This window comes from Chryseobacterium sp. JV558 (genome assembly GCF_033712365.1).
In the GTDB taxonomy this organism is placed as follows: Bacteria; Bacteroidota; Bacteroidia; order Flavobacteriales; family Weeksellaceae; genus Chryseobacterium.
On sequence record NZ_WJHU01000001.1, the window covers coordinates 768840 to 794872 of the forward strand.

26 protein-coding genes are annotated in these 26033 nt (G+C 36.0%); 8 read left to right on the forward strand and 18 right to left on the reverse strand.

The features are described 5' to 3' along the window. Positions 1-6: 6 nt before the first annotated feature. Genes GFU89_RS03550 through GFU89_RS03560 form a run of 3 tightly spaced genes read right to left on the reverse strand, consistent with a single transcriptional unit; the run spans position 7 to position 5222 of the window. On the reverse strand, positions 7-1323 hold the full coding sequence (locus GFU89_RS03550; protein ID WP_318845834.1) for a lysine N(6)-hydroxylase/L-ornithine N(5)-oxygenase family protein: 1317 nt from the start codon (positions 1321-1323) through the stop codon (positions 7-9). Continuing rightward, on the reverse strand, positions 1316-3724 hold the full coding sequence (locus GFU89_RS03555) for a GNAT family N-acetyltransferase (protein WP_318845835.1): 2409 nt from the start codon (positions 3722-3724) through the stop codon (positions 1316-1318). The genes GFU89_RS03550 and GFU89_RS03555 overlap by 8 nt, the downstream gene beginning before the upstream one ends. After that, positions 3696-5222, reverse strand: a complete 1527-nt coding sequence (locus GFU89_RS03560) for an aspartate aminotransferase family protein (protein WP_318845836.1) — start codon at positions 5220-5222, stop codon at positions 3696-3698. The genes GFU89_RS03555 and GFU89_RS03560 overlap by 29 nt, the downstream gene beginning before the upstream one ends. 217 nt (positions 5223-5439) lie before the next feature. Between GFU89_RS03560 and GFU89_RS03565 the strand changes: the two genes are divergently transcribed. Further along, positions 5440-6537 carry a TauD/TfdA family dioxygenase gene (locus GFU89_RS03565; protein ID WP_318845837.1) on the forward strand — a complete coding sequence of 366 codons (1098 nt, stop codon included), beginning with the start codon at positions 5440-5442 and terminating at the stop codon, positions 6535-6537. 260 nt (positions 6538-6797) lie between these two features. Here the strand turns inward: GFU89_RS03565 and GFU89_RS03570 are convergent, their stop codons facing one another. The 9 genes from GFU89_RS03570 to GFU89_RS03610 all read right to left on the reverse strand — a co-directional run bounded on the left by GFU89_RS03570 (position 6798) and on the right by GFU89_RS03610 (position 14640). Beyond that, positions 6798-7610 (reverse strand): alpha/beta hydrolase, encoded by an 813-nt coding sequence (locus GFU89_RS03570; RefSeq protein ID WP_318845838.1) that lies wholly within the window; start codon positions 7608-7610, stop codon positions 6798-6800. A 160-nt stretch (positions 7611-7770) separates the two neighbouring features. Further along, positions 7771-8346 (reverse strand): Crp/Fnr family transcriptional regulator, encoded by a 576-nt coding sequence (locus GFU89_RS03575; protein ID WP_318845839.1) that lies wholly within the window; start codon positions 8344-8346, stop codon positions 7771-7773. Between the two features lie 64 nt (positions 8347-8410). Further along, complete coding sequence (locus GFU89_RS03580) at positions 8411-8932, reverse strand: GNAT family N-acetyltransferase (RefSeq protein WP_318845840.1); 522 nt, start codon at positions 8930-8932, stop codon at positions 8411-8413. Between the two features lie 9 nt (positions 8933-8941). Further along, a complete protein-coding gene (locus GFU89_RS03585) occupies positions 8942-9952 on the reverse strand; it encodes a S41 family peptidase (RefSeq protein ID WP_318845841.1) in 1011 nt (336 codons plus the stop codon). 69 nt (positions 9953-10021) lie between these two features. Beyond that, complete coding sequence (locus GFU89_RS03590; protein WP_318845842.1) at positions 10022-10816, reverse strand: helix-turn-helix domain-containing protein; 795 nt, start codon at positions 10814-10816, stop codon at positions 10022-10024. 65 nt (positions 10817-10881) lie between these two features. Further along, positions 10882-11463, reverse strand: a complete 582-nt coding sequence (locus GFU89_RS03595; RefSeq protein ID WP_318845843.1) for a nucleosidase — start codon at positions 11461-11463, stop codon at positions 10882-10884. Positions 11464-11577: 114 nt separating this feature from the next. Next, positions 11578-12279, reverse strand: coding sequence for a DsbA family oxidoreductase (locus GFU89_RS03600; protein ID WP_318845844.1), 702 nt, complete (start codon positions 12277-12279; stop codon positions 11578-11580). 256 nt (positions 12280-12535) lie between these two features. Continuing rightward, positions 12536-13702, reverse strand: a complete 1167-nt coding sequence (locus GFU89_RS03605) for an MFS transporter (protein WP_318845845.1) — start codon at positions 13700-13702, stop codon at positions 12536-12538. Continuing rightward, entirely contained in the window at positions 13702-14640 is a 939-nt protein-coding gene (locus GFU89_RS03610; protein ID WP_318845846.1) for an alpha/beta hydrolase, read from the reverse strand. Before GFU89_RS03610 ends, GFU89_RS03605 begins: the two co-directional genes overlap by 1 nt. A 159-nt stretch (positions 14641-14799) precedes the next feature. On the opposite strand from GFU89_RS03610, the gene GFU89_RS03615 reads away from it, so the two are divergent. Continuing rightward, the gene (locus GFU89_RS03615) at positions 14800-15177 is read left to right on the forward strand and encodes a helix-turn-helix domain-containing protein (protein WP_318845847.1); all 378 of its coding nucleotides are present in this window, start codon (positions 14800-14802) and stop codon (positions 15175-15177) included. A 103-nt stretch (positions 15178-15280) separates the two neighbouring features. Here GFU89_RS03615 and GFU89_RS03620 read toward each other — a convergent pair whose 3' ends face one another. Beyond that, positions 15281-16477 carry an MFS transporter gene (locus GFU89_RS03620; protein WP_318845848.1) on the reverse strand — a complete coding sequence of 399 codons (1197 nt, stop codon included), beginning with the start codon at positions 16475-16477 and terminating at the stop codon, positions 15281-15283. A gap of 253 nt (positions 16478-16730) precedes the next feature. Between GFU89_RS03620 and GFU89_RS03625 the strand changes: the two genes are divergently transcribed. After that, positions 16731-17465 (forward strand): MBL fold metallo-hydrolase, encoded by a 735-nt coding sequence (locus tag GFU89_RS03625; RefSeq protein WP_318845849.1) that lies wholly within the window; start codon positions 16731-16733, stop codon positions 17463-17465. 8 nt (positions 17466-17473) lie between these two features. Here the strand turns inward: GFU89_RS03625 and GFU89_RS03630 are convergent, their stop codons facing one another. After that, positions 17474-17815, reverse strand: a complete 342-nt coding sequence (locus tag GFU89_RS03630; protein ID WP_223600592.1) for a helix-turn-helix transcriptional regulator — start codon at positions 17813-17815, stop codon at positions 17474-17476. Positions 17816-18360: 545 nt separating this feature from the next. On the opposite strand from GFU89_RS03630, the gene GFU89_RS03635 reads away from it, so the two are divergent. Then, positions 18361-18954 carry a Crp/Fnr family transcriptional regulator gene (locus GFU89_RS03635; RefSeq protein WP_318845850.1) on the forward strand — a complete coding sequence of 198 codons (594 nt, stop codon included), beginning with the start codon at positions 18361-18363 and terminating at the stop codon, positions 18952-18954. An 82-nt stretch (positions 18955-19036) separates the two neighbouring features. Here the strand turns inward: GFU89_RS03635 and GFU89_RS03640 are convergent, their stop codons facing one another. Beyond that, the gene (locus GFU89_RS03640) at positions 19037-19663 is read right to left on the reverse strand and encodes a chloramphenicol acetyltransferase (RefSeq protein WP_318845851.1); all 627 of its coding nucleotides are present in this window, start codon (positions 19661-19663) and stop codon (positions 19037-19039) included. Between the two features lie 145 nt (positions 19664-19808). Here GFU89_RS03640 and GFU89_RS03645 point away from each other — a divergent pair, with 145 nt between their 5' ends. From GFU89_RS03645 to GFU89_RS03655, 3 genes are all read left to right on the forward strand, one after another. After that, complete coding sequence (locus tag GFU89_RS03645) at positions 19809-20264, forward strand: PPC domain-containing DNA-binding protein (RefSeq protein ID WP_318845852.1); 456 nt, start codon at positions 19809-19811, stop codon at positions 20262-20264. Between the two features lie 48 nt (positions 20265-20312). Continuing rightward, the gene (locus GFU89_RS03650) at positions 20313-20897 is read left to right on the forward strand and encodes a Crp/Fnr family transcriptional regulator (RefSeq protein WP_318845853.1); all 585 of its coding nucleotides are present in this window, start codon (positions 20313-20315) and stop codon (positions 20895-20897) included. Positions 20898-20983: 86 nt separating this feature from the next. Then, complete coding sequence (locus tag GFU89_RS03655) at positions 20984-22051, forward strand: SDR family oxidoreductase (RefSeq protein ID WP_318845854.1); 1068 nt, start codon at positions 20984-20986, stop codon at positions 22049-22051. Between the two features lie 206 nt (positions 22052-22257). On the opposite strand, the gene GFU89_RS03660 is transcribed toward GFU89_RS03655, so the two are convergent. From GFU89_RS03660 to GFU89_RS03670, 3 genes are read right to left on the reverse strand one after another with little or no spacing between them, the layout of a single operon-like run. Then, complete coding sequence (locus GFU89_RS03660) at positions 22258-23061, reverse strand: AraC family transcriptional regulator (RefSeq protein ID WP_318845855.1); 804 nt, start codon at positions 23059-23061, stop codon at positions 22258-22260. 18 nt (positions 23062-23079) lie between these two features. Next, entirely contained in the window at positions 23080-23481 is a 402-nt protein-coding gene (locus GFU89_RS03665; protein ID WP_318845856.1) for a heme-binding protein, read from the reverse strand. 4 nt (positions 23482-23485) lie between these two features. Continuing rightward, a complete protein-coding gene (locus GFU89_RS03670; protein ID WP_318845857.1) occupies positions 23486-24274 on the reverse strand; it encodes an SDR family oxidoreductase in 789 nt (262 codons plus the stop codon). Between the two features lie 197 nt (positions 24275-24471). Between GFU89_RS03670 and GFU89_RS03675 the strand changes: the two genes are divergently transcribed. After that, positions 24472-25929: a S41 family peptidase gene (locus GFU89_RS03675; protein WP_318845858.1), complete on the forward strand. Its 1458-nt coding sequence runs from the start codon at positions 24472-24474 to the stop codon at positions 25927-25929. Positions 25930-26033: the final 104 nt, after the last annotated feature.

Sequence of the window (26033 nt, forward strand, 5' to 3'; positions counted from 1 at the left end):
TTTTGATTAAATTTTGGCAGTTGGTAAATCAGCATATTTTTCCACATCAAAGTCCTGGAAAGCAATTTTCTTTTCAATTTTATAATGTTCTCTTCCCAGAATATCATTGATGATGTAGGAATTACGGTAAGCCGCCATTCCCAGATCGGTAGAAATATAACTGTGGGTGTGTACTTCAGCGTGAAGCACATAGATTTCCCCTCCGTTATGGTCTATTGAATAATTCCTGTTGACATCAAACAATCCACTTGAATCTCTTTTGATTCTGGACTGAATATTCTTCAGGAATCCAGGTTCATGATATCGATATCCTGTTCCAAGAATCAGATAATCCGCTTCCTGATCATAAGGAACTTCCTGCTCAAGTTGGGTGAATTCCAGATTAATGAAATCAGGGTTGCTATTGTCTACTTTATTTAACTGGCTGTTAGGAATGATTGTAAGATTAGGATCTGCATTGTCTATATTCAGATCGTAGATAAAATCATAGATATCATTGATAAGATCGTAGTTGATTCCTTTAAACTGAGCTTGCTGTTTGCTTAAAATAGTTTTTCTTGCAGACTCACTTCTGTTGTAGAAATATTCTACGTAATCAGGTGAAGTAAGCTCCAGTGTCAATTTAGAATATTCCATAGGGAAAAATCTGTCCGGACGGGAATACCAGCCCAGTTGTGTTTCTTCATTTCTGTTTTGAAGAAGGTCATAAAATACCTCTGCTGAACTCTGGCCAGAACCGATAATCGCAATTTTTTTACCCTGAGATAAAAGTTCTTCTTTTCTGTACAGATAAGAACTGGTATGAATAACACGGGAATCATCTTTCGGAATGAAAGCAGGAATATAGGGTTGTGTCCCTGTTCCTAAAATCAGTCTTTCTGTTTTGAAAACTGTCGTTTCTTTTGTTTTTGTATGAACAGTAGTCACGTGATATAAACCTTCTTCATAAGTGATATCAACTACCTGCGTTGAAAAACGGCACTGTGGAAGCTGTTCTATAACCCATTGGCAGTAACGGTTGTACTCTTTTCTTGGGATAAAAAAGCTTTCACGAATAAAGAATTTGTATAGCCTTCCGGTTTCCTTCAGGTAATTCAAAAGACTTAAAGGATTCGTAGGATCAGCCATGGATACGCAGTCACATAAAAATGGAGTCTGCAGGGTTACATGGTCAATCATCAATCCCGGATGCCAGTCGAAACCATCTCTTTGGTCAAGAAAAAGAGTCTTCAGTTCCGGAATTGGGTTAGATAATGCGGCAAGTCCCAGATTAAAAGGGCCTATACCTATGCCTATTACATTGTATACGGCTTCGTTAGTCATTTTTTGTGATGTTTGTGGTGATTTGTACCCCTTTATTCTGTGGAAATTTTTCCCAGTACCATTCTCTGTAACAGAAGTTCAGATTGGCTTTTTTATGAGGCATTTCAATTACTTTATCTACTTTGAAGCCTACATGGGCTTTATTCATCATAGAAGCAAGAGAGTCTACAGATCCTTCTCCTACCATTTTTCCTACCTGTGGCTGTGCAAAAACATAATCAACCATAGATTGTGTAGATGGAGATACAAATTTTTTCTTAGGATCAGTAGGTGCTATGAACTGGTGCGTTCCGTAATCTGTAGGCAATACTTCGTAATAATCGCCTACAATATCTCTGCATGCCCAATAGATCTCAATATTACATGAAGGCTCATCATTGCCGACAACGATATAGCTATGAGCTTCATCACTTGGAAGCATCAGTCTGTAATAGGTTTCCAGTTCGTCAATAGGCCAGTTCATCTGCCAGATTTTTACGGCATGTTCGCGGTTGAACCATTCATGAAGCATTTCAAGGTCATTTTCAAGATCTATAGGACGCATACTCATGGTTACATCTTCTTTCTGGAAATACCTTTTAAAGAAAACTTCTGTTCCTTGAGGATGAATCAGCTGATCTGAGAAGAAATGTTTGTGAAGAAGATTCGGAACTTTAGCATAAGAAATTGATGAAGCATTCACCCCGCCGTCTACATCAGCAACTGCCGACTGAAGATTTGATTTTACTGCCCAATATCTTTGATTTAATGCATATTCTGTTAAAGATGATGGTTCAGATTTATGAAGGGTTTCAAATTCTCTGTACAAAATGTTAATCAGTCTTCGTTCTTTTACCAGACCTGTTTTACCTAGTGATGAGATCAATGCACTTAGGTTACTTACCAAAAGATGGTGAGAAATAATATCCAGAAGACGCTCATCTCTAATGAAAAGATCTTCAATTTCAGGATAATCTTTGATCAGATTCTGGTATTTTTCCTTGGAACTTTCTTTTATCAAATACCCTTGTCCGTCTCTCACATAGATAGATTGAGGAAGAAGTTGATTATCCAGTTGAATAAGAAGATTTTGCTGATGAACTTCCGGAGCCATGCCTAACTGATTATACAATCTGTTTAACGGAGAAAGCAATAGACTTACATATTTTTCAAACCAGATAATAGCAGCCTTTTCCGGTTCCATTCCTAGTTGATTCGCAACATTTTTAAAGAAATGTGTTGTGAAGTTGAAGCCATCCATAGATTCATCCTGACAAAGCCTAGCCAATAAAATAACTTTATCTTCAGCGGAAAAAGGATTTTCACGGATCAGTACGTTCAGACTCTCCATATTCTTCCCTTCGTAATGAACACTTAAAGAAGAAGGTTCCAACAACAATTTAAAATCAGGGAAATTGTTTTCAAACGAAGCCTTTTCATGCTGCCACCATACTGCGGAAGCATACCCCCGGTTAAGGTCTTTTAAGCTGTTTGTTCTCACAGAACCTGTCATCAAAACATGCAAAGAAAACTTTAGCATCCAGCTGAAATCAGGATTGTATACCGTTCTTATAGAAGATGTTGCATAGAAATCTTCCCCCAATGGCCCGATGTGAATGATTTTCCCGGACCCAAGCATTTCCGGATATTCTTCTGTTGACAAAAGATACTGTGCCTCCCATGGATGGCATGGAACAATGTAAAAATCATTGATGTTTTCAAAATCGTAACTTTCTGGTATGAATGCCCATTTTTCAAAAATTTCTTTTGCTGAAATCCCCGGAAGAGATTTTTCTGTGATACAGTCTTTATGAATCAGGAAGTAATCTAATTGGAATCCTTTCCCGAATTCAGGACCATATAAAAATTGTTCTTCCTCGGAAAATCCCATTCTTGATTTGGTGAAAGGATGCAGATTATGTCCTGCAGGAAGCATTTGTTCAGATTCCAGAAAAGAATAGGTTAAAAGCTGGTCGTCCTGAAGACATGCTTCAGTTGTCAATTCCAGATTTCTTAAACTGCTGTGAATTCTTTTAGCAAACCGTTCCAGCCCTATTTCACTTGATGTTTCTGAAAATTCCAGATAGATCAGTTCAATCAGTTTTTCATTATTCACTTCAAAAACAGTCTGATTGTGATGATCAACAGCCCACAAAGCAGATCCGTATTCATGAAAAGCACTTTCCGAACGATAAGAAACCGGAGCAAATAAAAACAGTCCGCTTTTCTTCATCTCAAATCTTATATGCAGCGGATAATCACTGTTCTGAAGAGCTTTTGCCGTAAGAAAATCATATTTTGGAACTCCCTGGTAAAATTTTCCATTTCCAAGTTCTCTCAACATTCCGTTAAGCAGGATCCTGAAGGTAATTTCACGGGCTTTTTCTCCTGTTTTATTTTTCTGTATTAAAGTCTTTTCCATGGTTTTTGATTGTAGTAAGAATTTGATGAACGTCTTCAGTTGTTGTGATTGGGTTCAGGAAAGTGAACTTCAGATAGAAATTTCCATCCACCTTTGTACTCGCTACAAGGATTTCTCCGCTGTAGAAAAGTTTCATCTTAATATATTGATTAAGAGCATTCAGATCATTAATATCTGATCTTAGATATCTGAAAACAAGAACACTTAAGTCCGAATCTGAAAGCAGTTCAAAATCTGCATCTTCAGTAATCATGGCTGCCACATCTTTGGTAAGATCTATAACGGTATCTGTATATTCTGCCAGCTGTTCTCTACCCATCATTCTCAGGGTAAACCATAGCTTTAAGGCATCAAACCTACGGGTACTCTGGGTAATCGATTTATTGATCTGGGCTGGAATTTCTTCTTCATCCATCTCTTTAGGGTTCAGATAATCAGCATGATGTTTAAGGATCAGCAGTTCTTTTTTATTTTTAACAATAAAAGCACTGCTGCTGATAGGCTGGAAGAATGATTTGTGATAATCAATTGTAACTGAATCTGCTCTTTCAATACCATTAATCAGATCACGGTATTTATCACTTAGCAGTAAAGCACAGCCATAAGCCGCATCTACGTGCATCCAGATATTATAATGTTCGGCGATATTGGCGATATCTTCCATTGGATCAACATTTCCAAAGTCAGTAGTTCCTGCTGTGGCTACAATTCCAATAGGAATATTTCCTAATTGTTCTTCTCTCTTGATGTATTTTTTCAAAAGAGAGATGTCCATACGGAATCTTTCATCGGTAGGAACTTTAACAATGCTTTTCTCACCCAGTCCCATAATGGAAGCATTTTTCAGATTGCTGAAGTGAGATTTATCTGAAACAAATATTCTGAAACGGCTTGCCTCTGCCGGCAGACCATCCATTTTAATATTGTGATTATATCTTTTCTGAGAAAAACAGTCACGCATCATAACCAATCCCATTAAGTTGCTCTGTGAGCCTCCTGCCGTGAAAACTCCATCGCTTTCCTCGGTATTATATCCGATCTGATCAGCGGTCCAGTCGATCAGTTTTCTTTCCATGAAAGTTCCTCCGGCACTCTGATCATAAGTATCCTGAGAAGAATTGATAGCACTTACAAGGATTTCTCCTGCCAATGCCGGAATTACAACCGGACAGTTAAGGTGTGCTACATATTGAGGAAGGTGAAAAGCCGTTGCATGTTTTACATAGATATCATCTACTTCAGCAAGAAGCTCATTATAATTGGACAGTTTATGATTAAGATCAATCTGCTGTACCATTCCTTTCATTTCTCTTGCTTCTATACCGCTGAAAGGTTTATTGTTTCTGTAAAGGAATTCCTGTACAAGGTCTAAAGTGCTGTTGACTGCATTACGGTAGTGATCGTAATTGTCAGGGTGAAAAATATTCCCAAAATTCCCCGAATTGTGAGGCAAGGTTGCATTTGAAAGTGCTTCCAGGGATATTATTTTGTTGTTCATATAAGTATTTGTAAGGTGATTTTTTAAATCAGTGAGTTGTTATTACTATTCAGATATACGTATTTATATGCCTGAATGTCAGGTTTTTAATTTTGTCATTTTTTTTAAGTTTTTGTTTGGTGGTTGTTTATTTATTACTAAATTTGAACCGGCTATTGTTATTTAGAATAATTAAAAACAAAGATAAAAATTATTAGTTAACACCAAATTTTTTTTAATGAATTCTACAGAAATTTTAGATAAAGACTGTTTAACAGCGGTAAAACTGCTTCCTACGGTCATAGAAGTCACTTCTCAGGAGAAAAAAATGATAAGAGATGCAGCGGAACATCTTCAGAAAAAATATGACAGTTATGAAAATCGTGATTTTATAAGACATGTGCATCAGCTGGCTTCTTATTTCTTACCTGAAAGAATTTTAAATATAGCGGCTGATTTTGCGAGTGATTTTTCAAAAAATCAGTATGGCGCATTGATCTTTACCGGATTAATGGATATAGATCAGGAGGATATTGGCTCTACTCCATCCAATTGGCAGTCGGCAGATTACTCAAAATTCAATTTATATGGTTTTGCATGTGCGCTTATTCATGGGGCACTTCCATCCAAGCCTGTACAATATTATTCGCAGCGTAAAGGTGGAGGATTAATTCATGCTATAATTCCTGATGAACGAATGAAAGAAACCCAAACGGGGTCAGGATCTTCCACAGATTTGTATGTACATACCGAAGATGCATTTCTGAAACATCAGGCAGACTTTTTAAGTTTTATGTATGTGAGAAATGAAGAACAGGTTCCTTCCACTCTTTATTCCATCCGTTCTCATAAATCTATTGGCGAAAATTACAGACCTCTTTTTCAGCGTATTTATAAAATTCCAAAAGATGCCAACCTGGAGACGGAAACCACTGAAGAAGAAGCATTAGATTCTGTTTTATATGGTAATTACAGTCTTCCGTTTATGAGATTTGATGCTGCTGAACAGCTGTTCAATTCCAGTATCAGGCAGTCGGATGAAGCGCAGAATTCTCTGCATGAGTTTTGGGAAGAGGCCAGACATTTGATCTATTCCGGGTTTACCCCTCAGGCAGGAGATGTTATTCTGGTTAATAATCATTTATGTGCTCATGGAAGATCGGCATTCCGTGCGGGAGTAAGAAATATTGACGGTATAGAAGAGCCGTGTGAGAGAAGAATCATGCTTCGTATGATGAGTAAAGTAAGCCTTATTGACATGAGAGCGCATACTCTTACAGAAGATCCGTTCTTTGTCATAGAGGAACATCTGGGGAAAAACTTTAAACATTTTTAATATGATGCTTAGTTAGCATTTTTGAACATCAATCAATCGTAAATCCTTTTTAAGCTGTGCTTAAAAAGGATTTTTATTTTACTTGTATTTTCTTATTTAAATTCAGGAGTCATTTTGACTTTCTTTCATAACCATATCAAGGTTTAAAATTTTGACATGGTTATATTGATACTAACCTAATTCAATAGGAACGGGCTTTAGCCCATTTTAATAATTAAATATAAATTTCAATGGCTTTAGCCGAAACTTAAAAAATATCTTTATTGTTTAAAAAACCTGTTAAATAAAGAGAGTTGTTCAGATAATGATCTGCTCCAGTATTCAGGAACATGTCCTCCCAAAGATTCTATATAGAGATGCTGGATTTTCATTTCTGTCAGTTTTTTATGAAAATTTCTGTTCATATTGATCATTTGGGTATCTTCTGTACCACAATCGAAAATATACTGCTGCCCTGCTCCGGACATCAATTTTATTTTGCTGTCTGTCAGGAAATTCGGGTTGATAAATTCCAGTGGTCCCAAGACGTTGTTCACCATGTATTTCTGATATCCTTCCCCGAACGAATTGAAATCCAGGGCACCACATGAGCTTCCCACGATACCGAATGTTTTGTTATACGTAACTCCGATATTGGTTGCGCCATAGCCGCCCATACTCCATCCCAAAATACCACGGGATTTCTTTTCAGCTTTCACCGGATAATTTTTATCAATAAATTCTACCAGTTCTTTCCCAATAAAAGTCTGATATTGTGAGTCTTTAACGATAGGACTGTCTACATACCATGAACTATAATTTCCATCAGGAAGTACATAGATTGTCTTGTATTCCTGAGCTTTCTGAACCAGATCAGGAATATCCTGCTTAATGATTCTATCCGGATTACCACTGAAACCATGAAGGATATAAACCGTTGGATAAGTCGTATTAGGTTGAAGATTAGGTGTAATGATGATCGTTTTTATTTTTTTATTCATTTTTGGACTGAATATTTCCTGATGAATAATTTTTTGTGCTGATACCTGTATAAAGGCAGTCAGTACAAATACAATGTTGATGAGCTTCTTCATGCTGAATAATGTTTAATTAATGATAATCAGAGGCTTTTAATTATAAAACATATAATGTACCAATGATCTTTTGATAGAGCAAAATTGCAGCAGAAAAAGAACAAAAGCTTCAACATATGTTGAAGCTTTTGTTAATGTATTTCATTCAGATTTTGGAATATCAGCTAAGTTCCTTCTTTATACGGCTAAGTTGCGTAGGCGTAATCCCGAGATAAGAAGCAATATGATGCTGTTTTAATCTATTGTAAAGAGATTTGTTTTCAAGCAATTGTAAATAACGTTTTTTTGCCGTTTCAAACTTTAGCGAGACTTCCAGAGGTTCTTTTTTTACCACCCAGTTTTTCTCCAGATAATACATATGGAAAAGTGCCAGATCATGATACTTTTTAAGCAGTTCGCGGTACGCTTTTGCAGGATATTGTATGACAGCGCAGTCTTCAAGCGCAATGATCGTAAAATCACTAGGCTCATTTTTAATAATGGCAGCTGTGGAAGCCACAAAACTGTTTTCTTCAAAGAAAATTTTATAAATATTATTTCCCTGTTCATCTACCGTATAATAGCCTATCATTCCGGATTTGATAAAATAATAATACCTTGCCATTGACCCGGATTCAAGCAATAAATCATTTTTGTGATAATGTTTTTCAGTACAGATATTGAGTAAAGCTTGTACCGTTTCATCAGATAACGGGTAATATTTGTTGATTTCTTGTATGAATTCTGAGTTGTTCATTTAAGGATATTTATTCTAAGACATAATCATTTGTGAAAACCTGTGCCGTTTGTGGGCAAAAAAATTAATCCAGAATTTTCTTCATCATCAAATCTGTCTGCTCCTCTTCCCCCAATCTGAAAATATGTTTGTCGAACTCAACAAATCCGTTTTTTCTGTAAAAATTCAGAGCTCTTACGTTTTCTTCCCAAACTCCAAGCCACAGGTATGATTTCTTGAGCTGTTGTGCTGTTTCCAAAGCCTGGTTATAAAGAAGCTGGCCTACTTTTTTTCCATGATGGCTTTTCTTTACATAGATTCTTTCAATTTCCAGGCTGGTTTCGTCCTGAAGTTCGGTCTGCGCTTTTCCGGAATTGACTTTAAGGTAACCTACAGGATTGTCTTCTTCCCAGGCAATATAGAAAAATGAGTCAGGATTATTCAGCTCTGATTTTATCTTTTCAGTATTAAAGCTTTCTTCCAGATATTTCTTCATTGCCTCTTCAGTATTGTCTTCTGCAAACGTTTCAGTGAAGGTTTGTATTCCTATATTTTGAAGTGTTTCCAGGTCTTTTTCTCCGGATATACTGATGATTATTGATGACATAGCAGGTATTTATTGTTCTAATGTATTAATAAGTTTTTTTATTTCGGGTATGGTTAATTCTGTTTTTGTTTCTGTAAGTATAATATTTTTTAAGCTTTTACTATGGGCGGCATTTAAAGCATCTCCACTTTTCATTTCCTGATCAGGAGTCACACCTACATGTTCCCAGTTTTTTTGTGTTATTAAAGGTGTTATTTTTCCTGCCGGAACAAGCAGTAAATATTGATCTTTGATAATAAAATGATCTACAGGATTGGCTGCACCGCCTGTTTTTTCACCTATTACTTCAGCAATTTTATACTGCTGTAAAAAGTAAGCCACAGCTTCTCCAGCTGAAAAAGTCTTTTTACTGGTAAGAATATAGATCTTTTTGTGAAGATATTTCTGTCCGGAAACTGTAGGCTGAGTACTGTTTACAACAGTCTTGTTATCATGTCTGAAATAGGTGGTATAAAGATCTTTTTTTTGATCAAAAAAGTAGCTTAAAAACAAAAGAACCATCCCGTTTTCTCCACCTCCGTTCTCCCGGAGATCAATAATCAGAGAATTCGTATTCGCAACAAAATTCATGGCAGCAGCTAATGTTTTTTCACTGGCTTCGGGAGAGGCAAAGCCTTTAAAATTGATGTAACCAATATTACCTGGAAGTCTTTCAACGGTCTCAAATCCAAAATTTTCAAGACTGTTATGATCATTATTCAATTTCTCTTTTTCTTTCTCACTCATCTGTTTCTCGGGGGTGTAGTTCTCGAGATATTTAACGAAAAAATGTCCGTCTTTAATAGTGGTTCTTAACTTTTGAGTGAGAAGTGCCGCAAAATCTTTATTATTAAGAGGATTATATGTTCCGTTTTTCAAATCACTACGGAATAATGAATCTACTTTTTTATAAGTCTCTTTATCAATATAATGACTCTTTACTTTTTCTGTAATATCAGCAAGTACCGTTGAAGTATCATTTCTCTGGGCATAAGAGAGCAAGGAGGCAAAAAAGAAAAGCCCAATACCTATTTTTTTCATTGAAATAAGGGTTTAATATTTCAACAAATGTATTTCAATGAGATCTGTGTAAATTGTAAAAATGGAAACTCAGATAAATAGCCAGATATTATTTTTCTCAGTATCTACATTCTCAAAGAATTTTCCAGGACTTATTCTGGTAAGTTCTTTAAAATTTTTAATAAGATGGGATTGGTCATAAAACAGATTTTCGTAAGAAAGTTCCGTGAGATTTCTGGACTTTTTATTTGATATTAAAACCTTTCGAAACCTCTGAATTTTTCTGAATTCTGAAGCGGGTTTAGCCAGATATCGTTGAGAAATTTTGTTTACATACTGCCTTGTGATTTTATTTTTTGCAGCAATTTCTTCAATGCTCAATTCAGTTTCAAAATCATCCAATATTGTATAAGCCAACTGTAAATCTCTTTTCTGGAATTTAGAAATACAGTAATTTTCCAGTATTTCAATTTGTATTCTCCTGTCAGACTCTTTTAAAATAGTTTTCATAATGTCTGTAAAGTCTGAAAGAAGAATTTCCTGTTCAAGATCCTTGATTTTATCAGCATTAAAAAAATGATAAATTCCTAATGGTTTAAAGTAAATTGTAAGTTCATTAATCGATTCCCGATAAAAAATTTCAGTAGGAACAGAACATCTGAATACAAAATCAACCTCGATATTTTCAGACGGAGATCTGGCAATTTCTACCCACCCTTTATCCTGCGTAACAGAGATATCCTCACATACTGAAACGATAAAGTAATTGTCTGGAAATGTAAGATATTTTACAGGTTTCTGATCATCATCTTTTTCTATAAAATAATATCCTTCAATATAATCTTTCAAAACCGAATGCACCGGTTGATAAAATGTAACTTTCATATGAGTGATAGGTTGAAATATAAATAGAAAACAAAATCCTGAAGCTTTGTTCAGGATGATAGTGTTTATGAAAACAGTATTTTTTTAAATGCTTCAGAGGCCAGGTGCACCTGTACGCTCCAATCGTCTGCAGCATCACTTCCTGCATCGTCAGAAATATATTTCAGACATAGAAACGGAATGTTTTCCTGCTGGGCAATCAATGCCAGTGGATAAGCTTCCATGTCTACAATATTGTAGTCTGTTTCAGAATGATTCATTTCAAAACTGTCGCCGCTACCACAGATTCCTTCTTGCAAAACATCCATTTTAAGGCCATATTCCAATACAGGTGGTACTCCGGAAAGCGGGGTTTCATAGAGTTTAAATCCAAGTCCTCTCACATCCATATCTCTCTGGATGAACTTTGTACAGCATACCACTTCTCCTTTGTGAAATCCTTTGCTTCCTGCAGAACCTAGGTTCACAATCAGTTTAGGTTTTCTTGTGTGAATTTCTTTAGTTAATTCTATCGCTGCATTTACCTTTCCGATGCCTGTAATTAATTTATTTTTATCATCAAATACAGTTCCTGCTTCAGAATCTAATGCAAAAACAAAAAGGGTATCGTCAATTGAATAGTGAGTTTCGTTGTTAATTTTTATCATTGAGAAATCAGATTTATACAGCTGTTGGTACTGTATGACAAAGATACAAGAGTTTCTTCTAATATATTAAATTAAAACCCCAAAACAATTGATTTGTTTTGGGGTTCTATTATCTTAAATACTACATCCGTCAGCATCACAGGAAGCTCCACTGCCACCGGAAAGATCCTTAAACGGACTTACAGTTTCTTTGTAAGTCTGCTGAAGTGCATTTTCAAACGTCTCTACAGGCTGAGCCCCGGAAAGAGCATATTTACCATTTAGCACAAAGAAAGGAACTCCGGAAACACCATTATTTCTTGCTTCAAGAATATCCTGGTTTACTTCATAATCCAGTTGATCCGTAGTAACGGCTTGTCTTGCTTCCTCTTTGTCAATCCCTAAGTTTTCAGCAAGAGTTACCAAAACTTCTGTATCTCCTACATTTTTACCGTCAATAAAATGAGCGATAAACAATGCCTCTTCCATTTCATTGGATTTATTGTTCTTTTTAGCTAAATGAAGCAATTTATGGGCACTGAAAGTATTGGTGATCAAAGTTTTTCCAAAATCAAAATCAATTCCTGCACCTTTTCCCATCTGAGTAACCTGACCCAGCATTTGTGTTGCCTGAGCTTCCCCGACTCCTTTCTTTTCTCTAAAATACTGAATGGTATCCTGAGTTTTATTGGGATCTAAAGTTGGGTCCAGCTGAAAACTCTTCCACTCCACTTCTACTTCCTCTTTGAAAGGCAGCTTGCTCAAAGCCTGTTCAAAATTATTTTTTCCGATATAGCAAAACGGACACATTACGTCCGACCAGATTTCTATTTTCATTGTATTTATTTTAAATCAAGAAACTGTTTAAACTTAAAAAATATTCTATATATATTAAAACCATTAAGAATTGATTTAAGAAATAAAGTATAGTTAAGATGAATCATTCTGATTTTTAAGCCTAAAGCGAAGCTTATCTTAATATTCTCAACAACTTAATCAATATTAATGTTTCAAAAATAAAAATTTAAACAAGTTTCAAATTAATAGTACAAAGTTACTACAATTTATTCAATGTAACAAAAATTGTTACAGTTTAATTCTGACAAGTGGAAAGTACCTGGCTGCGCTTCTCTACTATTACTTTTAAGATCATCATCAGAAATGCAAGAAGCCCGAAAACAAGACCTATCCACGGGATATACTCTACTCCTTTTGTAACGATCACCCATCCTCCGATTGTAGTTCCAACCGTTACTCCCAGGTTTCCGAATGAGGTAGCAAGACTGTTGGCAAATTCCAGTGAGTCCGGTGCTGAGGAAATCATATAAGTGGATGCATTTAAAAAGCTTGGGGAATACAAAAATCCCCAGATTCCAATGACTGCAATCGTTGCGAATAAATTTCCATCAGAAAAATATAAAAGTACAGGTACGAAAACAGTTCCTGAAAGAAAAATAGCTGTAGTACCAGCCACATTTTTATTAAGCATTTTTCCGGCTACTCCATTGGCTGCAACTCCTATAAATCCAAACAAGAGCAGCATATAGCTTATCATTGATGTATCCATTCCTTTGGCTTTATTCAAATAATCTGCAAAATAGCTGTAGGTAGAAAACCATGCCGTAATCATGAAAAAGTTAGTCAGAGTACTCAGAATAAATGGAGGCTGCTTCAGGATTCTGACCTGGTTTCCATAAGATTTCTTTTCTTTTACAGGCATTGAAGGAAGAACAAAATAAATGACAACTAAAGCAATCAAACTTACTGCAGTCTGTATCATAAATGAATATTCCCAGGACCAGAGCCCTGCAATCCATGTTGCAAAAGGAACTGTTGTGACCATAGCAATGGCTACTCCATTAAACACAATTCCCATCAGCTCATTCTTTTTTCGATCATCTGCCTGGGAGACTGCCACAGATAAGGCTGTTGCAATATACACAGGCTGCAAAAATGCCGGCAAAATCCTAACCAGCATCAACAGCCAGAAAGGAGGTGAAAAAGAAGACACAAATCCTGTAATCAGAAACATGAAAATGGCCGCAAGCATTATCTTTTTACGATCAAAACCTGAAGTAAATAAGGTCATAAAAGGTCCTGTAAGAGCAATAATTAATGCAAAAGCACTCAACAGATACCCTGCTTTATCTATGCTGATTTTATAATGTTCTGCAACTTGCGGGAGAATTCCTATGACTCCAAATTCTGTTGTAATAACGGCTATAAACCCCAGACATCCGATGTATGCATATTTTTTCATTATTCTTTTTCTATGGCAGAATTTAGATTTTGATGAGCAAAAGCAGCCATTTCACCTACTGCGGACTGTACCTCTTCCAGAATTTCTCCCATATGCATAAATCCGTGAACCATATCTTTATAAAGACTTGTTGTAAGTGTAACACCTGCATTTTTCATATTTTCAGAAAGCTGTTTTCCGTCATCAAGCAAGGGATCATGCTCTGCAAGAATCACTAAAGTGGGTGGAGTTTCTTTAAAATCTTTTATTAAGACAGGAATCGCCAAAGGATTATCTTTTTCATCTTTTGGAAGATACCCTTCCCATGCTTCAATACCGCCTTGCTTATTAAGAACAGGCCCGTTTTCGTAGGTTTCCCATGATTTTGAATTAAGCTGATTATCAGCCGCAGGATAGATTAATACCTGAAACTTCAGCTGTTTTCCTATTTGGGTAGACACAGCCGTAGCCAGTGCTCCGCCAGCGCTATCTCCTATAATTCCTATTTTATCTGGATCAATTCCTAAAGATTCTGCATTTGCTATGACCCATTTTATGCCGTTAAGAGAATCGTTTAAACCTGCCGGAAAAGGATATTCCGGTGCAAGACGATAATCTATAAAAATAACTACAGATCCTGTTTTATTAGCCAGTTTACGGACTACAGCATCATAGGTTTCATATCCTCCAGCGATAAACCATCCTCCATGAATATAAATAATAGCCGATGAATTCTGAACATTCTTTCCATTAGGACGATAAATCCGAATAGGAATCTGATGCTTTTCCCGTTGAATCTCCAATTCTTCAATCATTGCAACGGATTCTTTTTTACCGCTAAGCTGAAGGGACATTGTTTCAAGATATTTACGGGCTCCGTCTAAGGAACTCTGTGGATTGAAGGGTTGTATTTTTTCTAAGTGATTTAAAATCTGTATTATATTAGAGGTTAACTGCATTTTTATTTTGATTTAAGTTACTATTGTTTTGCAGGGAACGTAAGCGCTATGGTTCCTTACTGCTGCATATTTTCTGCTTTCTGTGTGTAAAATTAAATCTCAAACCTTACATTTGCACTGTATACAGCTAAATGTATGGTACTAACAAATTTGTAAGTAATGGGAAAGCTAAAAGAAAATTCAACGAATAATATCAACAGAAAGTACATACAAGGATGTGATCTGAGCTATGCTGTATGTAAAATTGGAGGCCGATGGAAACTGATTATTTTAAACAAACTAAAAGACGGAAAATTACGTTTCAGCGAACTTAGAAACTCTATTTCAGGAATAACAGAAAGAATGCTTACCCTACAGTTGAGAGAATTGGAAAAAGAAAGCTTAGTAAAAAGGACTGTTCATGCAGAAGTTCCTCCAAGAGTAGATTATGAACTTACAGATATTGCCCGGGAACTGATCCCTATATGGAAACAGCTTGACGAATGGGGAGGAAAACATAGGGAAATGATGCAGGCACAGGAAGAAATTGAAGGGTAAGAGATTCCCCAGATTTTGAAATTGAATAGATTTAAAAATAAAAGGAGCTGGATTTTATCTTTGATAAAATCCAGCTCCTTAAAAACATCAGAAATATAAAAATTTACAACTTTGCGTTTGCTTTATTTACTTTTTTGCAAAAAAGAACGTGTGCAATAAGTGCCAAAACACCAAATACAGTTCCTACAAAACATACTCCACTCCATTGAGCCTCCTGCCATGCAACGGAAGCCAGCCATGTTCCTAATGATCCCCCGATGAAATAAGATACCATATACACTGTATTCAGTCTGTTTACAGCATTTGATTTGATCAAGAAATAATTAGTCTGGTTCATAATATGGCTTGACTGTACTCCAAGATCTACAAGAATAACGCCTACAATAAGTCCCCAATAGGTTTCTCCGGCGAAATAAGTAAAGCCCCAGCTTCCTATAACGATCAGTAAAGAGTATAATATAATGCGGTTAATATCCAGGTATTTTTGAAGTTTCCCCACTTTTGCAGCTGCCAAAGCTCCTACAGCTCCTGCTAACCCAAAACTCCCTACTACAGATGATCCGGCATTAAAAGGAGGTTTCTCCATGTGAAAAACCAAAGTTGTAAACAGTGCACACATAGACCCGAATGCCATTGCTCCGCGGAAAGACGCCAGCTGAAGAACCGGTTGTGTTCTTGCTAGTTGCGCTACAGAACGCATCAGTTCTTTGTAAGTTCCTTTAAAGTTAGGAGACAATTCAGGAAGCATTTTATATACCGCCAACCAGACCAGAATCATGAGCCCTGCCGCAATACCAAACATGGCTCTCCAGCCCCAGACTTCACCTACTATTCCTCCTATAAAACGGGAAAGAAGAATTCCCAGCAACAATCCGGACATTACCAACCCTATATTAGCCGATTTTTCCTTATCTGAAGAAAGTTCTGCGGCAATAGGAACAAACAATTGCGGAATAACCGATGTAGCTCCAATCAATAGACTGGCAGCATACAACATCCACAGCTGGGTGGCAAAAGTCATCCATAAAAGAGATCCAAAAACGAGAAACAGATCTATTAGAATTAATTTCTTACGAAAAAATTTATCACCCAGAGGAACAATCAGCAATAATCCTAATGCATAACCGATCTGAGTAAGTACAGAAATCTTACTGGCTGCGCTCTCGGAAACCTGCAGTTCTTCTGAAATAAGTGCCAGTAAAGGCTGATTATAATAATTATTGGCGACGACCAGTCCGGAAATAACGGCCATAAGCCAGATAACAGTCCGGGAAATACCGTGGGAAGAACTCTCCTGCATTACGTATAAGTTTTTATTTGAATTGAAAAGTGATTGACAGGGATCATAAATGGTCCGTCAGATTTTTAAGAGTTCAAAGATAATCATTAAAAAAAGAAATTATTCGTCCCATATCTTTACATTTCTATGAATAGTATAGGATTCTGCGGTAAGTAGAATGATTTCAACACGCTGTCCGTATCATTGTTTTTATTGATGATATATATCGATGGAAAACCTTTTGAATGTTAGAAATATTAAAGAAATTTGCATCATGAAAATCATTCCGCTCAAAGAAGGTAATTTCTCAGCAAGCAAAACCAAAGACTTCACCCTTTTAACAGAAGAAAATTTTGATACAATTGGAGGAATCAAGATGTCTGTACAGCCTTTTCTTATCATCACTGATAATGATTATATCCTTTTGGATGCTGGAATTGGCTGGAAAAATGAGTCCAGGGAAACTGTTGTTTCGGAAATTCTGAAAAGAGAAAATATTCATCCTGATCAAATCACGAAGTTATTGCTATCCCATCTTCACAAAGATCATATTGAAGGCGCAGTAACTCTTACGGATAATGGCTTTGAAGCCACTTTTCCGAATGCTCAGATTTATATCCAGAAACGTGAACTTGATTTTGCGATGGAAAAGAAAGGCAACCCTTCTTTTGATTTTACTATTCTGGAACAGCTGATTCAACTGCCTAATATTACTTGGATGGATGATGATCAGGGACAGATTACAGATGAGATTTCCTATGAAGTAGTGGGCGGACATACTCCTTTTATGCAGGTTTTCTGGATCAGGGAAAATGGGGAAACAGCTTTCTATGGGGCTGATGATCTTCCACAGGCCTCTTATTTAAAATACCACGTGGCCTATAAAAGTGATTTCGATGGCAGAAAAGCAATGGAATTGAGACTTAAATGGGAAAAAGAGGCAAAGGAAAACTGTTGGAAAGTTCTTCTTTATCACGATCTGGAAAGAAATGTAATAGAAATTAAATAAAAAATGGTTTAAATTTCATTAAACCATTTATAAATATCAAATTCAGAAGGAATATTGAGTTTCTTTCTGATCCTGTTTTTCCTGTTTTGTATCGCCTTAGGTGTCACAAAAATACAAGTTGCAATTTCCTTCGTGGTCATATTGAGCTTAAGGTAAATACAAAAGATCAATTCAGAATTTTTAAGGGCAGGCTGTATAGCGGATAACTTTTTAAAAAAATCAGGATGAACCAGTCTGAATTTATTCAGCAGACGCGGGGAATTTGCCTTAGCTAAGGCCATAATTTCGTCTTGTACAAGAATTTTCTGCTTCAAATCCTCTAAGTTGGGTTCAGGTTTTCTATTTTTCATAATACTTTCTCATCTCTACTCATTTCAGATACCACATCTTTTGTGAATCTTTATAAAGTCTTTGTTTTCTCTGCTCAATCTGTGTTTTTGCTGATTTAATATCGGGAACAAAATAATTTTTATGTATTCAAAATTTCATTAGTTTTCATTAATATATTGCAATAATTCATAGCATATAGTTTGTATTTATTGAATGATTATGTTAAAAAAATCAGACCTATGAATTTTATTTCATTTTTATACTGGCAAAGAAAGAGAAAATGATTAAAATTTTATAAAAACCGTGTACCACATAGATACCACGTTATATTTTAAGCAAAAATATCTTAACTGCTTTTATCAGCCAGTTTCCCTTTATTTACACTTTAATTTTGAGTAGGATGTAAATGTAACGTCTTATTGCCTTTACTTTTTATGATCTCAGTCAATGTTTTTCAGCCTAAGCACGCATAAAAAAATGAATATATGTGGTATGTGAATGGTACCACATAGCAAGAAAAATCAATAAAATCGGTGTTTCTTTATTTTATAAATAAATCACAATCATGATTACTGAAAGTTTATTAATTTCTTTTGGGGCAGAAACAAGAACTTTTCATACAGGCGAAATGATCTTCCATGAAAAAGAGTTCCCAACCCATTATTACCAGATTGAAAAAGGGAAAATTAAACTCAATAATTATACAGAAGACGGGAAAGAATTTATTCAGAACATATTCTCAGATGGTCACAGCTTTGGAGAATCTCTATTGTTTGTTGACCGGCCTTATCCCATGAATGCTGTAGCGATAGAAGATTCCGTCATTTACAAAATGCCAAAGCAGAATTTTTTGGACCTGATCAAAAGTAATCCTGAAATTTCACTCAGTATTTACGAATGTCTTGCTGAAAGAATGTACTATAAATACATCATGTTTTATAATCTTTCTTTCCAGAGTCCAGTTGCTAAACTGAAACTGCTGATGGATTACCTGAAAAGTTATCATGAGGATAAAACGCCTTATTCTTTCCAGATTCCTCTTACCCGCCAGCAAATGGCTTCACTCACCGGATTATGTGTAGAAACGGTTATACGGACCATAAAGCAGATGGAAAAAGATCAAATTGTGAAAATAGAAAAACGAAAGATACATTATTAAAAAGTAAAAGCCGGATATGTCCGGCTTTTAAAATATTGTTGAAAGATCTGTTTCTCATTTCCCTCGAATTCCACAACCTTCTCTACTGATCAAGCTGTTTTTGAAATTCTTCCATATATTTAGCAAGGTGAAGACCATCAGCCAATCCGTGGTGTGCTTCAATAGAAACCGGAAGATATTTTCTGCCCTCTCGGATATTGAATCTTCCAAAAGCAATTTTAGGAACCGATTCTGTGGTATTAAAATCTGTAGGATGCAATATAGCACTGAAGGAATTCCATGGAATAGTCGTATGTCTTACGTGGTCTTTTCCCAGCCTTTCATTGCTTAATCTTAATCCTGAAGTCTGATGTACTCCTTTTATTTCTTCCTGCAGCGCTGCATTAAAGGTTTCAAAATCTTCTGAGAAAGGCGTAAATGAAAATCCGAAAGTACCGTCCGGTCTTCCGATCGTACTGCCGGCATGCACGGTATCAAACTGTATCACCTGCCCGTCAATGATTCTTAGTTTTAATTCATCAATGGTATTGATTGCTGCCATAGACTTGTGAAAATAATAGGCAAAAAATGAATATCCTTTTTCTTTAGCAGTATCATAGGCTTTTGTACAGTCTACCTCCGTTGTAAATCCAAAATAAGGGCTTGCCATGTTAGAAAAAAATTCAAAATGTTCTTTTCTGTTCCAGTTCTCTATATCTACAATCTTCATTACTTCTTATTTGCTGCAAATTTCGGGATTTTTTACCGGTTTTAGGGACTTACTATTCAAAAATGTTAGGAGAGTTAATACATTTTTTACCTAAAGTTTGACCAAAGCATAATTATTGTATGCATTACCTTTAAATCTTAGTATTATGGAGGTTCAAAATTATAAAGGAAATAATTGGTCCGCAAGAAAAGCAGGTTCAGTATATGTGATCAGTCTTGATAATCACTCTAATATTGTAGAAACTTTAACTGATTTTGTTCGGAATCAAAATATCCGGGCAGGAGAAGTTTCAGGGATAGGAGCTGTAAGTGAAGCGACACTTCGTTTTTTTAATCCTGCAACCAAAAAATATGTGGATAAGACCTTTAAAGAACAGATGGAAGTCACCAATATCTCCGGAAATGTCTCTGAAATAGAAGGAAAACTAACCCTTCATCTTCACATTACGCTGGGAAGAGAAGATTATACCGCTTTGGCGGGACATCTTTTGGAGGCGAAAATCCAGGGAGCAGCAGAATTTATTATATATCCGCTGGATACCAGAGTTGTAAAAATTAAAAATGAAAAAATAGGAATCAATCTTTATGATTTTGAAAAATAAAATTTCGGTTGCCATTGAAAGTGGTATTTTTGGTGAAATATTTATGTGATGTTTGAGGTTCTTCTTTCCCATATTGAGAATAAAGTTGATATTACCGACGACCAGAAAAGTCAGGTTCAGTCTTTCTTTACCCTTAAAAAACTTCGTAAAAAACAGTATCTGCTTCAGGAAGGAGATATTTGTAAATGTTTATCTTTTGTAAGCAAAGGGCTGCTGAAATCTTATTTCCCGGATGAAAAAGGAAATGAGCACATCAATATGTTTGCCTTTGAAGGCTGGTGGATCTCAGATTTCAATAGTTTTATCAATCAGGAAAAATCAGTCCTTAATATTGATGCTGTTGAAGAAACAGAAGTATTGATGATCACATTGGAAAATTATGAAAAAATGCTGTTGGAAATCCCTGTAATGGATCGTTATTTCAGAATTTTATATCAGAATAGTCTCGTTACCAAAGATTACAGGCTTATTGTTTCCAATGGATACACTGCAGAAGAAAAATATCTTCAACTGGCACAGAAGAATCCGGAAATGATAAAACGAGTACCCCACAATCTTATTGCCTCATATCTTGGCCTTGCTCCTGAGACCGTAAGCCGGATCCGTAAAAAAAATTCTCTGAATAACACTTGATCCAGATCAATCCAAATGCATGATCCAAATCAAGGATAAAAGCCTGTTACCAGCCATAATTTTGTACAAGAAATTTTACAATAATTATGGAAAATATTGCATTGGTAGTAGGTGCTACCGGAATTACAGGAAGTAACCTGGCAGAAGAATTAATCGCTCAAGGCTGGACAACATACGGATTGTCCAGAAATCCAAACACCAATATCCCAGGTCTCTACCCTATTAAAGCGGACCTGATGAATGAACAGAATCTTGATGAAGCCCTGGAAGGGATCTCTCCCACTCATATTTACTTTACCACCTGGATGCGTAATGATACCGAAGAGGAAAATATCCGTGTCAACAGTATGCTCGTGAGAAATCTGTTAACTGTTTTATCTTCTAAAAAATCAGTGAAGCATGTCGCTTTGGTTACAGGGCTTAAACATTACCTGGGACCATTTGAAGCTTATGCTAAAGAAGGCGTTTTACCTGAAACTCCTGTCAGAGAAGAACATCCAAGACTTCCGCTTCCTAACTTTTATTATGCCCAGGAAGATGAAGTGTACAAAGCTTCCGAAAGAGACGGTTTTACATGGAGTATTCACAGGCCTCACACCGTTGTTGGGTATGCAGTAGGAAACCTGATGAATATAGGGACAACACTAGCTGTATACGCCAGCATCTGTAAGGAAACGGGACGAAAATTCATTTGGCCGGGATCTGAAGCACAATGGAATGGTCTTTCAGATGTAACAGACGCAAGAGTCTTAGCTCAACAATTAGTTTGGGCTTCTACCACAGAATCAGCAAAGAATCAGGCATTCAATATTGCCAATGGAGATGTTTTCCGATGGAAATGGTTATGGAAAAGATTGGCAGATTGGTTTGCTATAGAAGCCGAAGGCTTCGATGGTACGATAAAACCTCTTGAAAAAGAACTGGAAAACGACCACGAAATCTGGGCTGCAATTGCAGAAAAATACAAGCTGAAAGAAAAAAATCTTGACCGCCTGTCATCAGCATGGCATACCGATCTGGATCTGGGAAGACCTCTGGAAGTAATGTGTGATATGTCAAAAAGCAGAAAACTAGGCTTCACAGCTTATGTAAGCACAGAAGATTCTTTTACAGATGTCTTTAAAAGGTTAAGAGCTGAAAATATGATTCCTTAATAGAAATTGTCGAAAATGCAAAGATGCAGAAAACGATAGCGATATCAAATTCTTACAACTCAGAGAGAATATGCAGGACCAAATTTTATCGAAGATAAAATCTTTGCGCCTTATAGCAACCTTTTTGATGTTATCTTGCGTCTTTGCGTTTTTCCAACAATGAAGTAACTCTTATAGTAAAAATTGTGTTTTTTTATTGATTTACATTAAACTTCTGTAGTCGTTACGCCAAATTTCTTTTTAAAAGAAGAATAAAAATGGGATAAATTCTCAAAACCCAGATCAAGATAAATATCTGAAGGCTTTTTATCCCTGTTTTTAATTAAATAATAGGCTTCCTTTAACCTTTTTTCTTTCAGCCATTGTTTCGGGGTCATTTGAAATGTCTTATTGAAGTCCCTTTTAAAACCTGATAAACTACGGCCTGTAAGTCTTGCAAAAGCATCTACTGAGACATTGAACATAAAATTTTTGTTCATAAACTCTGCAAGATCAATCTTATAGGGCTCAGAAAAATCAAAAAGGAGATTTTTAAGATCAGGATTACTCAACAAAAGGAGTTCTATGGCTTCTTTGACCTTTAACATAGCTAGTTTTGGCGGGATCTCCTGTGTTTTATTAATGTAAGGAATAAGAGATGTAAAATAGCTTTTAAAAAAATCATCGGGCTCAAAAAACAACCGCTGATTCCCTGAGAAATTATTATTTACAGTGATTTTGTTTTCATTGGCATATTGTCTCAGCGTTTCATCATCAAGTGTAATGGAGATAAACTGATACTTTTCATGTGCTGAAGGATATTTAATAGTCCTGATCAGTTGATTTTTTCTGACCAGAACTACTGTATTTTCTTTGATCACAGTCTTACCATGCTCATGAAAAGCATGTGTTTCTCCGGAGATCTGAAATCCCAGAAAATGGTCCGGAATAAACTCTTCATGACCTCTGTAAGACTCAAAAGCACATGAATAAACCAGTTTATCAAATATGATCTCAGAAGTGTTTTCCATGATACAAATATCTGAAATTTAAGCAATAGCATGAGCACCTGCTTCTGCAATTTGTTTATCCTGCTCGGGAGTTCCGCCTGAAGAGCCTATCGCCCCAATGATATCTCCATCTGCATTTTTAAGGATAATACCGCCTGCAATAGTCAGAAGCCCCTCATTTGAATTCAGCATTCCATAGCCGTGAATACCGGTTTCTGAGATAATTCCACCCATCAAATCACTGTTTACTCCAAACATGACGGCTGTTTTTGCTTTTTTAATGGCAAAATCAATCACTCCGTACACACTGTCCAGTCTTGCCAGTGCGACAAGATGTCCTCCGGTATCTACTACAGCAATGCTTACAGGAATATTCATAGATAATGCTTTTTCCTTCGCAGCGTACAGTGCTTTTTCTGCTGTTTTATAATTCAGTTTCATGATATTAGCTTTTTGCGGTCCAAGCATCTGCCTGAAGCTGTTTTACAAAATCTTCAGTTTCTTTTGGATGTACATTTCTGAAATGACTCTCATCATCTAAAGCAACATTCACAATCACCTCTGCCATAGACTGTGGATCCAGCTGATGCGCTAAAGATTCTGCAGCTCCCTCAAAAGCGGATTCCGGTGTGAAGTTAACTTTCGGATCATACCAATGGAAAATAGAATCTACTCCTCTGTCATTAAATCCTGTTCCAAATACACCCGGATTGCAGGTTGCAATTTTGATATTAAATGGAGCAAGTTCAGTTCTCAACCCTTCAGCGATAGATTCCAAAGCATGTTTTGATGCACAATAAGCGGCTACATAAGGAACCGTCCATAAACCTCCCATGGAAGAAGTGAAAACAATCTTACCATTTTTCTTTTCAACAAACTTTTTGATAAATCCCTGTGCAAGATTCAATGCACCAAATACATTCACATCAAACATAGAACGGATAATATCTACCGGCTGTTCAGCAATTGGGCCGCCTTCCATGATTCCGGCATTGCTGATTAAAACATCTATTTCATACTTTTTTAAGATATAATCAATATCTCTTTGGCTGGTTACATCCAGTTTATCCACCGTAAGGTCTATTCCCTGTTCATTAGCTTCACGGATTAAATCACTCATCTGAGGATAGACCTGTGCAGTAGCAATTACCTTATGTCCTTTTTTTGCAAGATCAAAAGCAGCAATCTTTCCGAATCCACTTGCTGCACCTGTAATTAAAATTGTTTTACTCATTGTATTCTTTTTTAATGATGATACAAATTTCTGAGATTTCGGAAAGTTCAATATTGCTGCAGCGTTCAATTTTATATTGCTGAAAAGTTCAGAGAATCCAGTAAAAATAGATCGTATTATTAAATAAATTCCCTTTTAAAATCATAAAAAAAGAGATTTATCGTTAGATTTACAGTTTTCAAACTAAAAACCAATGTATGCTCAAAATTAAGACACTCCTTTTAATTTTTTTATCCACTTCTTCTTTTAGCTTTGCTCAGACCTGTACTTGTGAAAGCAATTATCAGTGGGTAAAAAAAACGTTCGAGGAAAATGACGCAGGATTTCAATACTTAATTGATAAAAAAGGACTTCCGGCTTATCAGGCTCATAACAATGACTTTCTGACTAAGATCAAAAATGCAAAATCAGATACTGAATGCACACAGACTATTTATGAATGGCTTAAATTCTTCAGATCCGGTCATATTTCCATTAAAATGATCGAAAAAGAGAATCAGCAAACCCAGCCTCAGCCAGCAGTCGCAGCCATAAATAATAAAACAGAAACGGTAAAAGTAGATATTGAAAAGTTTAAAAAGGAAGTTTTATCTAAGAAAGATTCTGATATTGAAGGGATTTGGACAACAGATCCCTATACAATAGGAATTAAAAAATTTGGAGATGTTTATAAAGGTTTTATTATCCAGTCCGGAGCAGAAAACTGGAAACCTTATGATCTGAAACTGACTCTTAACGCTGATAAAACAAAAGGAACTTTCTACTTAAGAAACAAATCCGGCCAGGAAATAACCAATGTCAGGTTCATCGGGAAAAATTATCTTGAAATCAATGACTTTACCTTGAAAAGAGTTTCCCCGAAATTTGAAAGAGAAGAAGGTATTGAAACTTATTTTGAGGCAGCACAGGCAGAAATGCCTTTTCTAAAACAGATTAATAAAACTACCCTGCTTTTAAGAATCCCTTCCTTCAATGGAGCTTTAAAAAAGGATATAGACAGTGTCATTACAGCCAACCAATCTAAAATTGAAAGCACAGAAAACCTCATTATCGATATAAGAAATAATGGCGGTGGAAGTGACAACAGCTTTGCCAAAATTATCCCATATCTCTATACCAATCCTATCCGAAGTATCAGAACACAGTTCTATTCTACAAAACTGAATAATCAGAGAATGCTGGACCTGTATGAGAACTATCAAAAATATGGAATATCTGCGGAAGACAGAGAGTATCTAAAAAAGTCATATGATAAACTAAGCCAGCATCTTGGTAAGTTTGTAAGCCTTAAAGACGATGGAAATATGGTAGACATCAAAAAAATGGATAAAATTTCACCTTACCCAAAGAATGTTGGAATTATCATTAATGAAGGAAACGGCAGTACAGCAGAAGAATTTTTACTGGCAGCCAGACAAAGCAAAAAAGTAAAACTTTTTGGAACTACAACAGCTGGTGTTTTGGATATCTCTAATATGTATTTCGTGGCTTCTCCCTGTAACGAATTTAAACTTGGATATTCACTCTCTAAAAGCTTCCGTATTCCGGAGATGGCCATTGATGGAAAAGGGATTCAACCGGATTATTACATCGACAAAACAATTCCTGATTATCAATGGATTGATCATGTAAGCGATGTACTTAACGAAAAATAAAATAAGAGCTGTTTCTATTTGAAACAGCTTTTTTAATACTTTAATACCACGATTAATCTGTCAATGAATGAGCTTTAGCCAAAGCCTATTAATAAAATCATGCA